Annotated in this window: 14 protein-coding genes; 8 read left to right on the top strand and 6 right to left on the bottom strand. The window is 64.5% G+C overall.

The window, feature by feature from the left end:
• Nucleotides 1-4: 4 nt before the first annotated feature.
• Entirely contained in the window at nucleotides 5-1,114 is a 1,110-nt protein-coding gene (locus X727_RS158070) for an iron ABC transporter permease (protein WP_023833813.1), read from the top strand.
• A 7-nt stretch (nucleotides 1,115-1,121) separates the two neighbouring features.
• Entirely contained in the window at nucleotides 1,122-1,910 is a 789-nt protein-coding gene (locus X727_RS158075; RefSeq protein WP_023744749.1) for a heme ABC transporter ATP-binding protein, read from the top strand.
• A gap of 109 nt (nucleotides 1,911-2,019) precedes the next feature.
• Here X727_RS158075 and rirA read toward each other — a convergent pair whose 3' ends face one another.
• The gene (rirA, locus tag X727_RS158080) at nucleotides 2,020-2,481 is read right to left on the bottom strand and encodes an iron-responsive transcriptional regulator RirA (RefSeq protein WP_023672640.1); all 462 of its coding nucleotides are present in this window, start codon (nucleotides 2,479-2,481) and stop codon (nucleotides 2,020-2,022) included.
• 295 nt (nucleotides 2,482-2,776) lie between these two features.
• Between rirA and X727_RS158085 the strand changes: the two genes are divergently transcribed.
• The 3 genes from X727_RS158085 (at nucleotide 2,777) to X727_RS158095 (ending at nucleotide 5,259) form a co-directional block, all read left to right on the top strand.
• A complete protein-coding gene (locus X727_RS158085; RefSeq protein WP_023744750.1) occupies nucleotides 2,777-4,072 on the top strand; it encodes a DUF445 domain-containing protein in 1,296 nt (431 codons plus the stop codon).
• Nucleotides 4,073-4,178: 106 nt separating this feature from the next.
• Nucleotides 4,179-4,601, top strand: coding sequence for a phasin family protein (locus X727_RS158090; RefSeq protein ID WP_023672638.1), 423 nt, complete (start codon nucleotides 4,179-4,181; stop codon nucleotides 4,599-4,601).
• 160 nt (nucleotides 4,602-4,761) lie between these two features.
• Complete coding sequence (locus X727_RS158095; RefSeq protein ID WP_023681725.1) at nucleotides 4,762-5,259, top strand: MaoC family dehydratase; 498 nt, start codon at nucleotides 4,762-4,764, stop codon at nucleotides 5,257-5,259.
• Here the strand turns inward: X727_RS158095 and X727_RS158100 are convergent.
• The gene (locus tag X727_RS158100; RefSeq protein WP_023833812.1) at nucleotides 5,222-6,742 is read right to left on the bottom strand and encodes an MFS transporter; all 1,521 of its coding nucleotides are present in this window, start codon (nucleotides 6,740-6,742) and stop codon (nucleotides 5,222-5,224) included. The genes X727_RS158095 and X727_RS158100 overlap by 38 nt on opposite strands.
• Before the next feature lie 131 nt (nucleotides 6,743-6,873).
• Between X727_RS158100 and X727_RS158105 the strand changes: the two genes are divergently transcribed.
• Nucleotides 6,874-7,767, top strand: a complete 894-nt coding sequence (locus tag X727_RS158105; RefSeq protein WP_023833811.1) for a LysR family transcriptional regulator — start codon at nucleotides 6,874-6,876, stop codon at nucleotides 7,765-7,767.
• Nucleotides 7,768-7,771: 4 nt separating this feature from the next.
• On the opposite strand, the gene X727_RS158110 is transcribed toward X727_RS158105, so the two are convergent.
• Nucleotides 7,772-9,190 (bottom strand): PLP-dependent aminotransferase family protein, encoded by a 1,419-nt coding sequence (locus X727_RS158110; RefSeq protein ID WP_031203997.1) that lies wholly within the window; start codon nucleotides 9,188-9,190, stop codon nucleotides 7,772-7,774.
• 106 nt (nucleotides 9,191-9,296) lie between these two features.
• On the opposite strand from X727_RS158110, the gene X727_RS158115 reads away from it, so the two are divergent.
• The gene (locus X727_RS158115; protein WP_023833809.1) at nucleotides 9,297-10,160 is read left to right on the top strand and encodes a DMT family transporter; all 864 of its coding nucleotides are present in this window, start codon (nucleotides 9,297-9,299) and stop codon (nucleotides 10,158-10,160) included.
• Between the two features lie 28 nt (nucleotides 10,161-10,188).
• On the opposite strand, the gene X727_RS158120 is transcribed toward X727_RS158115, so the two are convergent.
• Genes X727_RS158120 through X727_RS158130 form a run of 3 tightly spaced genes read right to left on the bottom strand, consistent with a single transcriptional unit; the run spans nucleotide 10,189 to nucleotide 12,643 of the window.
• On the bottom strand, nucleotides 10,189-11,229 hold the full coding sequence (locus X727_RS158120) for a zinc-dependent alcohol dehydrogenase family protein (RefSeq protein ID WP_023833808.1): 1,041 nt from the start codon (nucleotides 11,227-11,229) through the stop codon (nucleotides 10,189-10,191).
• A 36-nt stretch (nucleotides 11,230-11,265) separates the two neighbouring features.
• Entirely contained in the window at nucleotides 11,266-11,916 is a 651-nt protein-coding gene (gene maiA, locus X727_RS158125; protein ID WP_023688172.1) for a maleylacetoacetate isomerase, read from the bottom strand.
• Nucleotides 11,917-11,920: 4 nt separating this feature from the next.
• The gene (locus X727_RS158130; RefSeq protein WP_023672628.1) at nucleotides 11,921-12,643 is read right to left on the bottom strand and encodes a fumarylacetoacetate hydrolase family protein; all 723 of its coding nucleotides are present in this window, start codon (nucleotides 12,641-12,643) and stop codon (nucleotides 11,921-11,923) included.
• Between the two features lie 210 nt (nucleotides 12,644-12,853).
• Here X727_RS158130 and X727_RS158135 point away from each other — a divergent pair, with 210 nt between their 5' ends.
• Nucleotides 12,854-13,537 (top strand): response regulator transcription factor, encoded by a 684-nt coding sequence (locus tag X727_RS158135; protein ID WP_023672627.1) that lies wholly within the window; start codon nucleotides 12,854-12,856, stop codon nucleotides 13,535-13,537.
• Nucleotides 13,538-13,541 lie beyond the last annotated feature (4 nt).

Genomic DNA, 13,541 nt, shown 5'->3' with positions numbered 1-13,541 from the left:
GCCGATGGTGGATCAGTCGATCGCCGGCGCGGCGGGCAAGGTGGCCGAGGGCGATCGTTCCGGGCGCGCTCGCATGGTTATTGTGCTCCTGTGTGTGGCGCTTGCCCTTTCGATGTTCCTGTCGCTGAGGTCGGGCGCCTCCGATGCATCGGCCGTTGGTGTCATTCGTGACTGGCTGACCGGCGCCATGCCGGACGACGCCGCGCTTGGTGCCCGCGACCGGTTGATCGTCTACGATATCCGCATGCCGCGCGTACTGTTCGGTGTGCTCATCGGGGCGGCACTGGCCGTATCGGGTGCGGTCATGCAAGGCCTGTTTCGCAACCCGCTCGCCGATCCCGGCCTGATCGGCGTTTCCGCCGGGTCGAGCCTCGGCGCGGTCGCCGTCATCGTGCTCGGCACGACGTGGCTGGCGCCGCTCACTCTGGCGCTCGGCGGGCTGGCCTTGCCGCTCGCCGCTTTCTGCGGCGGCCTTGCGGTCACGCTGGTGCTCTACCGCGTCGCCACGCGGCAGGGGCGCACATCGGTCGCCACCATGCTGCTTGCCGGCATTGCGCTCGCAGCCCTCGCCATGGCGCTGACCGGTATCCTGATTTTCATGGCCGACGACCGGCAGTTGCGCGATCTGACCTTCTGGCAACTGGGCTCGCTGGGCGGCGCGACCTGGCCGAAGATCGCTTCCGTCGGTCCGATCATCATCCTGGCGCTTGCGGCAATGCCGTTCCTGGCCAAAGGCCTCAACGCCCTGGCGCTCGGCGAGGCGACGGCCGGACATCTCGGCATCCCGGTACAGCGGCTGAAATACACCGCGATCGTCGGCGTCTCGGCAGCGGTCGGCGCCTCTGTCGCAGTCAGCGGAGGCATCGGTTTTGTCGGCATCGTCGTGCCGCATCTGCTGAGGCTGCTGATCGGTCCGGACAATCGCTATCTCTTGCCGGCTTCGGCGCTGCTCGGCGCCTCGATGCTGCTGATTGCCGATGCCGTCGCCCGCGTCATCGTGGCGCCGGCCGAACTGCCGATCGGCATCGTCACGGCGATCGCCGGCGCACCGTTCTTCCTCTGGATCCTGCTGCGCAAGCGCGGGGTAATCGACTTGTTAGATTTGAAACTATGAGGCCGGCATGATCGAAGCACGCGATGTCTCGGTAGCGATCGGCGGCAGGCGCATTGTTGCCAATGTCGATTTCGTCGCGCGGCCGGGCGAAATTGCGGCAATCGTCGGACCCAACGGCTCGGGCAAGACGACGTTTTTGAAGGCGTTGTCGGGCGATCTGGCGTTTGCGGGGACAGTGGCCGTCAACGGGCGCGATCTCACGGCGATGAAGCCGGTGGAGGCCGCCACCGTGCGTGCCGTGCTGCCGCAGGCCGCGACGCTGTCCTTTCCCTTCACCGTGCACGAAGTGGTCAGGCTCGGCCTTATCGGCGGCCGTTCCGGCGTTCTGCCGGGCGAAGATGATCGTCTGCCCGAGCGGGCGCTGGCGCGGGTCGACCTCGACGGCTTTGCCGGCCGGTTCTATCAGGAGCTTTCGGGCGGCGAACAACAGCGTGTGCAGCTGGCGCGCGTGCTGTGCCAGGTCTGGGCGCCGGTGCTGGACGGCAAGCCGCGCTATCTCTATCTCGACGAGCCGGTCTCCAGCCTCGATATCAAGCACCAGCTGATCATCATGAACATCGCCCGCGATTTCGCCCGGCGCGGCGGCGGTGTGATCGCCATCCTGCACGACCTCAATCTGACGGCCATGTATGCCGACCGGATTTTCGTGATGCATCGCGGCCGGCTCGCCGCCGACGGTTCACCGCAGGAGGTGCTGAGCGACGATCTGATCGAAAAGGTGTTCGATTGTCGGCTAAGGGTCGGTGTGTTGCCGGCGGCGAACATGCCGTTCGTCTTGCCGCAGTCAGCCGCCTAAAAGCGGGTCGCGTTTGAACGGACTCAGGCGACGCGCTTTAGGTCTTTGTTTTTATGCATGTCGTTGTCTCAAAACCGGGGCCACTTTTGAGCGACATGCACTAGAAAACTCAGGCGGCCGGAGCTCGCTGGACCAGCATGTCGATGCCGAGCAAATGACGCACATTCGGGCGCGCCGCTACCATATCGGCGATAGTGTAGCGGGAGAGTACGGCAAAGAAGGCGTTGAGCGCCTCGCGCAGCGCCGAATTCAGCTGGCAGCTGTCGACCAGCGGGCATTCGGCGGCGTCGTTCTCGAAGCATTCGGCCATGGCGAAGCTCTCTTCGGTCACCCGTACGACGTCGAACAGGCTGATCTGCTCGGCGGGGCGGCCGATCCTCACGCCGCCATTCCTGCCGCGCACCGTCTCGACCAGGCCATGCTCGACCAGCGGCTGCAGGATCTTGAACAGGAAAAGCTCCGACACCGAATAGGCGGCCGCAATCTCGGGGATGCGGCTCAGGCGATCGTTGTTGGCGGCGCAATACATCAGGATGCGCATGGCGTAGTTGGTCTGGCGCGTCAGCCGCATTTCATTCCTCACCCGAGTGCTGGCGCGTTGGAACTGCACCAGATTTTAGATTGTGCTGGTGCGGCTTTCTCACCCGGAGTTTCGGATTCGCCCACACTGGCCTGATCGGAATATGGCCTATACCTTGGAACAATTCCAGACTGGGATTGCATGATAGATGAACATTCTTGTCAACTTTGCGTGCGAAACCGGCAATTCCCGGACGAAATCGGCCCATCCGATCATGCTACGGGCCCAAACACCCCCTAAATAGCCCATGCCAGATAGCCAAGAGATCGATGAGGAGCGGCGTATCATGTCCCAATCGGCTTCGTCCCTGGCGCCTGGCGGTTTTGATGCCGAGACGGGCGCCAAGTTTTTCGCGTTGCGGCGGACAAAGTTCCTCGCCACGGCTGCGCTGGTGCTTTGCGTCGTGGTTTTTGCCGTGGCCAAATCGTCCGAGGCCAAGTATCCGTGGCTGGGCTTCGTGGCGGCCTTCGCCGAGGCGGCGACCATTGGCGGCCTGGCCGACTGGTACGCGGTGGTGGCGCTGTTCAAGCGGCCGCTGGGCCTGCCGATCCCGCACACCGCCATCATCCCAGCGAACCAGAACCGCATCGCCGATAATCTGGGCAGCTTCATCGAGGTCAATTTTCTGGCGCCGGAGCCGGTGCGGGAAAAGCTGGCCGAGGTCGATTTTGCTGCACTCGTCGCCGACTGGCTGACTGACGCCGAACGCTCTGCCGGCCTGTCACGCTTCGTCGTACGGCTGGTCCCGCAGACGCTTGCGGCGATCGAGCAATCCGGCCTGCGCGGCTTCGTCACCAGCCGCATGCTGGAGCAGATCGACAAGGTGCCGCTGGCGCCGCTCGCGGCCGAATTGCTGTCGGCACTGACCGACGACCGCCGCCACCAGAAACTCTTCGACGAATTCACCAGGGTGATCGGCCGGTTCCTGAACGATGAAGAGGCGCTGGCGACCATGCGCGAGAAAATCCGCGAGGAATTGCCGTCGCTGTTCAACCTGTTCAGAGCCGACGCCTATCTGCTGAAGAAGATCGTCGCTTCCGCCGGTTCGCTGCTTGACGAGGTGCGGGCCGACCCCGACCATCCCATGCGCGCCGAATTCGACCGTTTCGCGCACAGCTTCATCGAGCGGCTCAGAACCTCGAAGCAATACGCCAAACGGGCCGAGAAGCTGAAGCGCGATTTCCTGGCGCGGCCGGAAGTGAAGTCGCTCGCCGGCGACATGTGGCAGAGCCTCAGCGTGTTCATCGAACAGGACGCCAAGGCGGAGAATTCGATTGTTCGCGCGCATCTCGCCAACATGTTCGTCGAGGTCGGCCGCCATCTCTCAGGCGATCCGCAGATCAGGGCCGACATGAACCAGGGCTTTGTCGTGGCGCTGTCGTCATTCGTCGAGCGCCAGAAGAGCGGTGTGTCGACGTTCATCGCCGACCAGGTCAAGCGCTGGGACCTTGCCCAGCTGACGAGGCTGATCGAGATGAACATCGGCAGGGACCTGCAATATATCCGCTTCAATGGCATGATTATTGGCGGCCTGGCCGGTCTCGTGCTCTACACGGCGGAGAGGCTGTTTCTCGCTGGCTGATGCTGCATTGCCGCTGAATTGCTTGGGCGTCCGAATGGACACACGGCGCGCGAGTGCTATTGTCCAGAACAGGGTTCAGCATTTGCGACACTGGGGAGCACGAGCAATGGCCAAACAACCCGACTCCGATTCGTTCCTTGACATGTTCAGCCGGTTCGGCCGTGACCTGAAGGTGCCGAATGTCGAGGCGATCCTCGCGCATCATCGCAAGAACCTCGAGGCCCTGGAAAGATCGGCGCGGGCGGGAGCTGCCGGCGCGACCTCATTGTTGTCCAGACAGCGCGAGATGCTGCAGGACACGCTGCGTGAAGTCAGCGACATGGCGCAGAGCTACAAGGCGCCGGGCAATCCCCAGGAACTGATGACAAAACAGGCGGAGTTCGCCAGGAAATCCTTCGAAGCCGCCCTGAAAAATGCCGGCGAAGTGGCCGAGCTGGTCAAGAAATCCGGCACCGAATCGATCGAAATCCTGCGCAGCCGCATCAAGGAAGCGATGGAGGAAATCCGCTCGGGCTATGACAAGAAGTGACTCTCAACGCAACCATGAGAGGAGTGGGCCGGTTGCGGCGCATGAGCATGGACGAGGGACGCTGTTTGGCGGAAAATCGCGGAACGGAATCGCAACGGGCGAATTGACAGGAGCCGTCCGTTCGTGGTCCGAGGCACTGGGAGCCACCGGGAAAGCAGGAATGACGGAACTACGGCCGAAAACGCCGCCGACCTTCGAGCAGTTAAGGGCGATGGCCGGGCAGGAGCTCGGCGTGTCGGAATGGACGACCGTCGACCAGAACCGCATCAACCAGTTTGCCGAATGCACAGGCGACCATCAGTGGATCCACGTCGATCCGGAGCGGGCGAAGCGGCAGAGCCCATTTCGCACCACGATCGCGCATGGCTATCTGACGCTGTCGATCATCGGCGCGCTGGCGCTGGGCATGGGCATCGTACCCGAAAACACGCAAGCCGCCTTCAATTACGGCTTCGACAAGGTGCGGTTCCTGGCGCCCGTCAGGGTCGGCGCACGCATCCGGCTGCGCACGACGCTGTTGTCGGTGGAGGACAAGGGGCCGGGCCAGTATCTGATGAAGGCCGCCAATACGGTCGAGATCGAGGGCGAACAGAGGCCGGCGCTGACCGCCGAAACGCTGGTCATGCTTTATGAGCGGCGCAAGCGGGCGGGAGCGTAAGCTCCCTATCTTCGGTCATGATGGCTGTTGCCGCACCCGACAGCCTGCCGCCGGCGCGGGTCGAGAGCAGTGCCAGCAACAGCGCAGCCACCGCCAGGACCGTTGCCGTCTGAAAGGTAACCTGCATGCCGTGCGCGGCTGCCGCTGAGGTCAGCATGTCCTGGCTTTGCCGTTCTCCCGTCGAGGCAGCCGCAAAAATGGCGCCCATAAGCGATGCGCCGGTGATCAGGCCGAGATTGCGCGACAGATTGAGCAGGCCGGACACCACGCCGCGCTCGCCGGCAGCGACACCGCTCATGACGGCATTGTTGGATGTCTGGAACAGGGCGTACCCGAAGCAGGTGACGGCGATCGGCACGATATAGCTGGCAATGCCGAGTTTTGTTGCGGCGAGCGACAAAAGCAAGGTGCCGTTGACCAGGCCGAATAGTCCGGCGATCATCATCCTGTTGGTACCGAAGCGATCGGTGAGGCGGCCGGCGATAAGTGCCGAGAGCGCGGAGACCAGCGGACCTGTCGACAGGACCACGCCGACCATCGCAGCATTGAGCCCCAGCCCTCGCGACAAATAGAACGGAGCGACCACCAGGGTCGCCATCATCACTGTGGCGACAACGAGGTTCGTGGCGAGGCTGGCGCTGAGCCGGATGTCGTACAACCGGGCAAGCCGGATCAAGGGATTCTTCGCCCTCTTCTGCGCGACGCCGAACAGAACGACGCCGATGCCGGCGGCAACCAGCAGGCCGGTGTTGAGGGCGCCGAAATGGCCGTGGCCGAGCGTCATGGCCAGTGCATAGGCGGCGAGCGTCAGGCCTAGCAAGACCGTCCCGATCGCGTCGAACCCGCCTTGAACGCCCGCAGCCTTGCCGCGGGCAGGCAGGGCCAGCCAGGCGAGGGCAAAGGTCAGGAGGCCGAGCGGCACATTGACGAGGAAGAGCGCCCGCCAGCCAAAGCCGGCGATCAGCAAGCCGCCGAGCGAGGGTCCGAGCGTCGTGCCGATCGCCGACATGGCGCCGAGCAGGCCCATGGCGCTGCCGGTTCTCTCCTTGGTCACGGTCTCCGCGACAAAGGCCAGCGTCAACGCCATCATCAGCGCGGCACCCAGCCCTTGCACGGCGCGCGCCGCAATCAGCAGCCAGAGCGTCGGCGCCAGGCCGCAGAGCACCGAGGCCAGTGTGAACAGCGCGATGCCGCCGAGCAGCAACGGCCGGCGGCCGACCATATCGGCCAGCCGGCCGGCGCTGACGATCAGGGCGGTGATGGCGAGCAGATAGGCGAGAACCACCCATTGCACGGACTGGAAGGACGCACCGAACGCCTGCATGAGGGAAGGCAGTCCAACGCTGGCAATGCTGGTTCCAAGCGAGGACAGCAGCGTGGCGAGCGACAGGCTGGCCAATGCCAAGACAGGAGAGTGGGCCAGGCCTGCGGACCGGGTGTTGTGCGGCGCCGATGCGCACTCGTTCTGCTCAGCAATTGCCATGGCGATTTCCTCCTTGTCAGTCCCGCAACCGGACCTGTCGGAGATCTAGTCGTCAGGATGGAATGGCGGAAGGCGCAGCATTTGCATCTTATTCGTGCGCCAAACGCCATGGCATGTGCTACAATCCGCCGATGGCATCGCCCGATCTCAATCTGCTGTTCGCGCTCGACGTTTTGCTCGCCGAAGGCAGCGTGGCGCGCGCCGCCAGCCGGCTACGGCTCAGCCCGTCGGCGATGAGCCGCACGCTGGCGCGGCTGCGGGAAGCGACCGGTGATCCGCTGCTGGTCCGCGCCGGCCGCGGCCTGGTCCCGACGCCGCGCGCGGAGGCATTGCGGCAGCAGGCCGGCCGTGTCGTCCACGATGCGGAAACGCTATTGCGTCCCGCCAGGCTGCTCGATCTGGCAAAGCTGAACCAGATCTTCACGCTGCGCACCAATGAAGGGTTCGTCGAGGAATTCGGGCCGCGTCTTGTCGCCCGCATCCAGGCCGAGGCGCCGGGCGCGCGGCTGCGCTTTAGGCCCAAATCCGACAAGGATGTCGCCTCGCTGCGCGACGCGGACATCGACCTCGAAATCGGCGTTGACGGCGAGGCCGGACCTGAAGTGCTGATACAGGCGCTGTTTCGCGACCGCTTCGTCGGTGCTGTGCGAGCCGGCCACCCTTTGAGTGAAGGCGCGGTAACGCCTGAACGCTACGCGGCCGGCCGCCACATCAGCGTTTCACGGCGGGGTCGGGAAAGAGGGCCGATCGATCAGACTTTGGCGCTGCTCGGCCTGCAGCGAACCGTGGCGTGCATGGTCTCCGGCTTTTCGGCTGCACTCTCCATGGCGCGCGCTTCGGACCTTATTGCCAGCGTGCCCGAACGGCACACGCAAGGCGCACGCGCCGGCATGGTCAGCTTTCTGCTGCCGGTCGCCACGGTGGAGGTCACCATCTCGATGCTCTGGCATCCACGGCTCGATGCCGATCCGGCGCAACGCTGGCTGCGAGATTGCGTTCGGGAGGTCTGCGCGGCCTCCCGCTGAGCCCTCAGCGCGCCATTGCCCCCTTGAGCACCCTGAAAATCCGCTCGTCTTGGCATTGGGCAACGTTGAAGCGCAGGAACCGGCTGGCGGTTCCCGACAGGCTGAATGCATTGCCGGGCGCCAGCACGATGTTGTCGGCCAGCGCGCGGCGTGCCATTTCAGCCGCGTCCACGCCATCCGGCAGGCTGCACCATAGGAACAAGCCGGCCGGTTGGTCGATCCAGGGCGTGATGCCGATCGCCTTCAGGCGCGCGCCCGTCTCGCCCATGGCGCGGGAAAGCCGCGCGCGCAGCAATTCCATGTGCTTGCGGTAGCTGCCGTCCCTAAGCAGCGTCAGCACCAGTTCGGCCGCCAGCCGGCCGCCGCCGAAGGTGGTGGCAATCTTGAGGTCGGTGAGTTGCTCGATCCAGTCGCGCGGTGCCGCGATGAAGCCGCAGCGAACCGATGCCGATAGCGTCTTGGAGAAGCTGCCGATATGGACGACGCGGTTGAGGCCGTCGAACGCCGCCAGCCGGGGCGCGGGGCTGTGCTCGAAATCGGCGAAGATATCGTCCTCGATGATGGTCAGGTCCGACTGGTCGGCGAGTTTCAGCAGCCGGTGCGCGGTGACCGGCGACAGGATCGCGCCGGTCGGGTTGTGGATGGCGGAATTGGTGATGTAGAGGCGCGGTCTGTGCTCGGCCAGTGCCTGGGCGAACAGCTCGATATCAGGCCCGGATGGCGTGTAGGGCACGCTGACGACCTTGGCGCGGTGGGCGCGCAGCAGCGCGTGGAAATTGAAATAGCAGGGGTCGTCGACCAGCACGGTATCGCCGGGTTCGATCAGGAAGCGGCACAGAAGATCGATGGCCTGCGTGCCCGATTCGGTCAGCATGATCTGTTCGGGCGAGACCTCGATGCCGTGGCCAGCCATGCGCCGCGCGAGCAATTGCCTGAGCGGCGGCAGGCCGAGCGGCGTGCCGTAATCGGCGAGGTCGACATCGTCGGCGCGCGCCACGGTGCGCAGCGCCCGGCGCAAGGCCGCCTGCGGCATCCATGAGGCCGGCATCCAGCCGCAGCCGGGTTTCAGCATCTCGTCGCCGGCTTCCAGCGACTGGCGCGAAACCCAAAGCGGATCGACAGCGCGGTCGAGCCGAGGGCCGATCTCGGCCAGCGATAGCGGCGCCAGCGATCCGGCGGCATAGAAACCCGAGCCCGGCCGCGAGCGGATCGCGCCTTCGGCAGCAAGCCGCTCATAGGCTTCGACGACGGTGGATTTGGACACCTGCATGGCCTTGGCGAAGGCGCGGATCGAAGGCAGCCGCGCGCCCGGCGTCAGGCTGCGCGCGGCAATCCGCTGGCGGATGGTCGCCATGACAGTTTCGACCAGAGTGGCCGCGGCAACAGTGCGTGCGGTGTCGACTTCCAGAACGAGACCAGTCATCTGTATTGCTCAATCAGCCATTACAGTTTGATGGAATTGTACTGCATTGTCTCTGGCTGCACCATAGGCACGTGCCCGATAGAGGGCGAAAGCAATGGAGCCTGGAATGGACAAGACCGCGAGCGGCTGGCTGAACGGATTCGTCGGCGTGCTGATCTTCTCAGGCTCGCTGCCGGCAACGCGGGTGGCCGTGGCCGATTTCGATCCGATATTCCTGACCTCGGCCCGCGCCGCGATTGCCGGACTGCTCGGTCTCGCCATGCTGATGCTTTTTCGGCAGAAGCGCCCGGAGCGCAGCGATTTTCTGTCGCTGGTCATCGTGGCGCTTGGCGTGGTTGTCGGCTTTCCCTTGCTGACAGCGCTGGCGCTTAAGCACGTCACCTCCGCCCACTCCATCATCTTCGTCGGCCTGCTGCCGCTGGCCACCGCGATCTTCGGCGTGCTGCGCGGTGGCGAGCGTCCGCGCCCGGCCTTCTGGCTGTTCTCCTGCATCGGCAGCGCGCTTGTCGGCGGTTTTGCCTTCTCCCAAGGCGTAACAGCATCACCGATCGGCGACGGCTTGATGCTGGCTGCCATCATCGTCTGCGGGCTGGGCTATGCCGAGGGGGCGGCATTGTCGCGCAGGCTGGGCGGCTGGCAGGTGATCTGCTGGGCGCTGGCGATCTCGCTGCCGATCATGCTGGTGCTGACCTTTGCGACGCTGCCGTCGTCCTTCGCCGGCGTCGGCTCCGGCGCCTGGGCGGGTCTCGCCTATGTCTCGCTGTTCAGCATGCTGATCGGCTTCGTGTTCTGGTACCGCGGCCTCGCCCAAGGCGGCATCGCTGCCGTCGGGCAGTTGCAGCTACTGCAGCCCTTTTTCGGCCTGGCGCTGGCAGCGACGCTGCTGCACGAACAGGTCAGCCCGCTGATGATTGTCGTCACGCTCGGCGTGGTGGCCTGCGTGTTCGGGGCGAAGAAATTTGCGCGCTAGGAGTTTGGTGGTGGAGGGCGACTCCGCCCTAGAACTTCGTCACCACCCCAATGCCAATCCCCTCGAACCCGCCCATCGCCATCAGCGCCGCAGGCGCCTCATCAAGGCTGATCTTCTTGCCGACCAGCAGTTCGGGCTTGAGCTTGCCGGTGCGGATCATCTCCATCATGGCGGGGTAGCGGTAGGCCTGCATGCCGTGGCTGCCGAGGATTTCGAGCTCGAAGGCGATCACCTTGTCCATCGGCACTTGCGGGCGGGCATGTTCGCCCAGCATCAGGCCGACCTGCACGTGGCGGCCGCGCCGGCGCAGATTGGCAATCGAGTTGAAGGATGTCGTGGGGTGGCCGAGCGCGTCCATCGACATATGCGCGCCGCCATTGGTGATTTGCTTGACCGCCTTGACCACGTTCGGCGTGGTCGCGGCGTTGATGGTCGCCACGGCGCCGATCTTTTTGGCGAAGTCCAGTTTCTCGTCGGTGAGGTCGATGGCGATGACATTGGCGCCCATGGAACTGGCGATCATGATCGCCGACAGGCCGACGCCGCCGCAGCCATGCACCGCCACCCATTCCCCCGGCGTCACCCGGCCCTGGTCGACAATGGCGCGAAACGAGGTGACGAAGCGGCAGCCGAGGCTGGCGGCGGTGGCGAACTCCATCTCCTCGGGCAGGCGTACGAGATTGGTGTCGGCATGCTCGATGGCGACATATTCGGCAAACGATCCCCAGGCGGTGAAACCCGGCTGCGTCTGGTGCTCGCAGACCTGATGATTGCCCGAATTGCATTCGAAACAGCGGCCGCAGCCGACGCAAAACGGCACGGTGACGTGTTCGCCAGCCTTCCAGCGGGTCACCTGCTTGCCGACGGCGACGACGATGCCGGCCAGTTCATGGCCCGGCACATGCGGCAGTGTGATGCCATCGTCATGGCCCATCCAGCCATGCCAGTCGCTGCGGCAGAGCCCGGTCGCCTCGACCTTGATGACGACGCCGTCGGCGGCCGGTTTAGGATCCGGCACGGTCTGGATTCTCGGCGCTTCGCCGAATTTTTCGAAGACGACGGCTTTCATCGGCAACTCTCCGTGCTCTGCTCCGGCATTGTGAGCCTATTCGGCATCTATCTGATTCTCCGGCGCTGCCTTCTGAAAGGCCGGCAGCGCCATGCAGGCGGCGTGGATGCGCGAGATCTCGGGGTAGGGTGTCAGGTCGACTCCGAAGCGGGCGTTGCTGGCGATCTGGGCGACCAGGCAGATGTCGGCGAGGCCCGGTGCGTCGCCATGGCAAAATGTGCCGGTCTCATCCGATGAAGCCAGAATCTTTTCAAGCGGCTGGAACCCTTCGTTCACCCAGTGGCGAAACCAGTGGATGACATCCTGGTCGCCGGCGCCGAACAAAGTGCGCAGCGAGGTCAGCACGCGCAGATTGTTCACCGGGTGGATGTCGCAGGCGATCATCTGCGCCAGCATTCGCACGCGCGCCCGGCCGAGCGCGTCCTTCGGCAACAGCGGCGGTTCGGGATGGGTCTCGTCGAGATATTCGATGATCGCCAGCGACTGCGTCAAAAGCGTGCCGTCGCCCAGGATCAGCGCCGGCACCAGCCCCTGCGGATTGACCGCTAGGTAAGCCGGCTCCAGATGGTCGCCATGACGCAGATGATGCGGCACGTAATCGTAGGTCAGGCCCTTCATCTCGAGCGCAATGCGTGCGCGATAGGAGGTGGAGGAGCGGTAGTAGTTATGGAGGACCAGATCGCTCATCGGATCACGGTTTGTCGGTGGAATTTTGGCCGATCGAATCTTGGCCGACAGTGATCTCGATGGTGCCGATGCCGTCGACACCGCCGGTCATCGTCTGACCCGGCGCCACCGCGCCGACGCCGGCCGGCGTGCCGGTGAAGATCAGGTCGCCCGGTTGTAGTACAACCGCACCGCTGCAGATCGAAACGATATCGGCGATCGGCCAGATCAGTTCGGCGAGGTCGCCCTCCTGTTTCACCGTGCCGTCGACGGCGAGCCAGATGCGGCCCTTTTGCGGGTGGCCGGATTTGGCGGCTGATACCAACGGGCCGCAGGGCGCCGATCGGTCGAAGGCCTTCGACCAGTCCCAGGGCCGCGCCGCTTTCTTGGCCTCGTCCTGCAGGTCGCGGCGGGTGAGGTCGATGCCGACGCCGTAGCCCCAGACATGCTCGAGGGCTTCAGCGCGGGGGATGCGGAAGCCGGCCTTGCCGATCGCCGCCACCAGCTCGATCTCATGGTGCAGGTTTTGGGTCAAAGGCGGGTAGGGGACCGTGGTGCCGCTATCGACCACCGCATCGGCCGGCTTGGTGAAGAAGAAGGGCGGGTCGCGCTCGTCATTGCCGAGTTCGCGCGCGTGAGCGGCATAGTTGCGGCCGACGCAGAAGATGCGGCGCACCGCAAAACGCTCGGCCGAGCCGGCGACGGCGACCGATGGTGTTGCGGGCAGGGGAAGGACGAAGTCTGTCATGCGCGGGTCTCTGCTTGGGATCTTGACGGCACATTTGACCGATTTGAACCCCCGGGCAAGGCATCAGCGTCCGCAAAAGCACGAGCTGCGCCTTGATTGTCGGATAAAGTCGGCTTCGCCTCCGGGGGTTAAGATGGCGATAGACTATTTGCCAATAAGCTGGCCATACCAGCGGGAGTATCGTGCCCACGGAGAACTGAAACAAACACCATGACCGCAATCAACGATCGCGCCCGGTTTCTGATCATCGACGACCATCCGCTGTTTCGCGAGGCGCTGCACAGCGCCGTGCAGATGGCGTACCCGGAAGTCGACACGGTGGAGGCGCGCTCGATTGCCGAAGCGCTCGATCTCCTGGGTGGGATAAAACCGTTCGATCTGGCGCTGCTCGATCTCAACATGCCCGATGTGCATGGCTTTGACGGGTTGCTGCAGCTGAGGACCCGCCATCCGCGGCTGCCGGTGGTCGTCGTCTCGGGCTATGAGGAGCCGAAGATCATCTCCGAGGCGTTGTCCTATGGCGCTGCCGGCTTCATCCCGAAATCGGCGCGCAAGAGCGATCTTGCGGCCGCAATCCGCTCGGTGATGGAGGGCGCGATCTATGTGCCGGAGACCTATGAGGGACAGCCGCCCGACGCCGACAGCGCCGACCGCGCCGACATGGTGCAGCGGCTGGCCAAACTGACGCCGCAGCAGCTGCGCGTGCTGCAGATGCTGCGCCAAGGCCTGCTCAACAAGCAGATCGCCTACGAGCTGCAGGTCGGCGAGACCACGGTCAAGGCGCATGTCTCGGAGATCCTGCGCAAGCTCAACGTCTACAGCCGCACGCAAGCGGTGATCGAGGTGTCGAAGCTGGACAATGCGGAGCTGTTTCGCGATCAGGCCGGGTTTTGATCTT

Origin of the sequence: Mesorhizobium sp. L103C105A0 (assembly GCF_000502215.1) — a bacterium.
Classification (GTDB): Bacteria; Pseudomonadota; Alphaproteobacteria; order Rhizobiales; family Rhizobiaceae; genus Mesorhizobium.
Note: the sequence above shows the minus strand (reverse complement) of the source record. Positions and strands in the feature narration are given on the sequence as shown.

Coding starts and splice junctions, on each gene's coding strand:
- X727_RS158085 (WP_023744750.1), top strand. CDS start 2,777: ATGTCCCAATCGGCTTCGTCCCTGGCGCCTGGCGGTTTTGATGCCGAG.
- X727_RS158095 (WP_023681725.1), top strand. CDS start 4,762: ATGACGGAACTACGGCCGAAAACGCCGCCGACCTTCGAGCAGTTAAGG.
- X727_RS158135 (WP_023672627.1), top strand. CDS start 12,854: ATGACCGCAATCAACGATCGCGCCCGGTTTCTGATCATCGACGACCAT.
- X727_RS158070 (WP_023833813.1), top strand. CDS start 5: ATGGTGGATCAGTCGATCGCCGGCGCGGCGGGCAAGGTGGCCGAGGGC.
- X727_RS158075 (WP_023744749.1), top strand. CDS start 1,122: ATGATCGAAGCACGCGATGTCTCGGTAGCGATCGGCGGCAGGCGCATT.
- X727_RS158090 (WP_023672638.1), top strand. CDS start 4,179: ATGGCCAAACAACCCGACTCCGATTCGTTCCTTGACATGTTCAGCCGG.
- rirA (WP_023672640.1), bottom strand. CDS start 2,481: ATGCGGCTGACGCGCCAGACCAACTACGCCATGCGCATCCTGATGTAT.
- X727_RS158115 (WP_023833809.1), top strand. CDS start 9,297: ATGGACAAGACCGCGAGCGGCTGGCTGAACGGATTCGTCGGCGTGCTG.
- X727_RS158120 (WP_023833808.1), bottom strand. CDS start 11,229: ATGAAAGCCGTCGTCTTCGAAAAATTCGGCGAAGCGCCGAGAATCCAG.
- X727_RS158105 (WP_023833811.1), top strand. CDS start 6,874: ATGGCATCGCCCGATCTCAATCTGCTGTTCGCGCTCGACGTTTTGCTC.
- X727_RS158130 (WP_023672628.1), bottom strand. CDS start 12,643: ATGACAGACTTCGTCCTTCCCCTGCCCGCAACACCATCGGTCGCCGTC.
- maiA (WP_023688172.1), bottom strand. CDS start 11,916: ATGAGCGATCTGGTCCTCCATAACTACTACCGCTCCTCCACCTCCTAT.
- X727_RS158100 (WP_023833812.1), bottom strand. CDS start 6,742: ATGGCAATTGCTGAGCAGAACGAGTGCGCATCGGCGCCGCACAACACC.
- X727_RS158110 (WP_031203997.1), bottom strand. CDS start 9,190: ATGACTGGTCTCGTTCTGGAAGTCGACACCGCACGCACTGTTGCCGCG.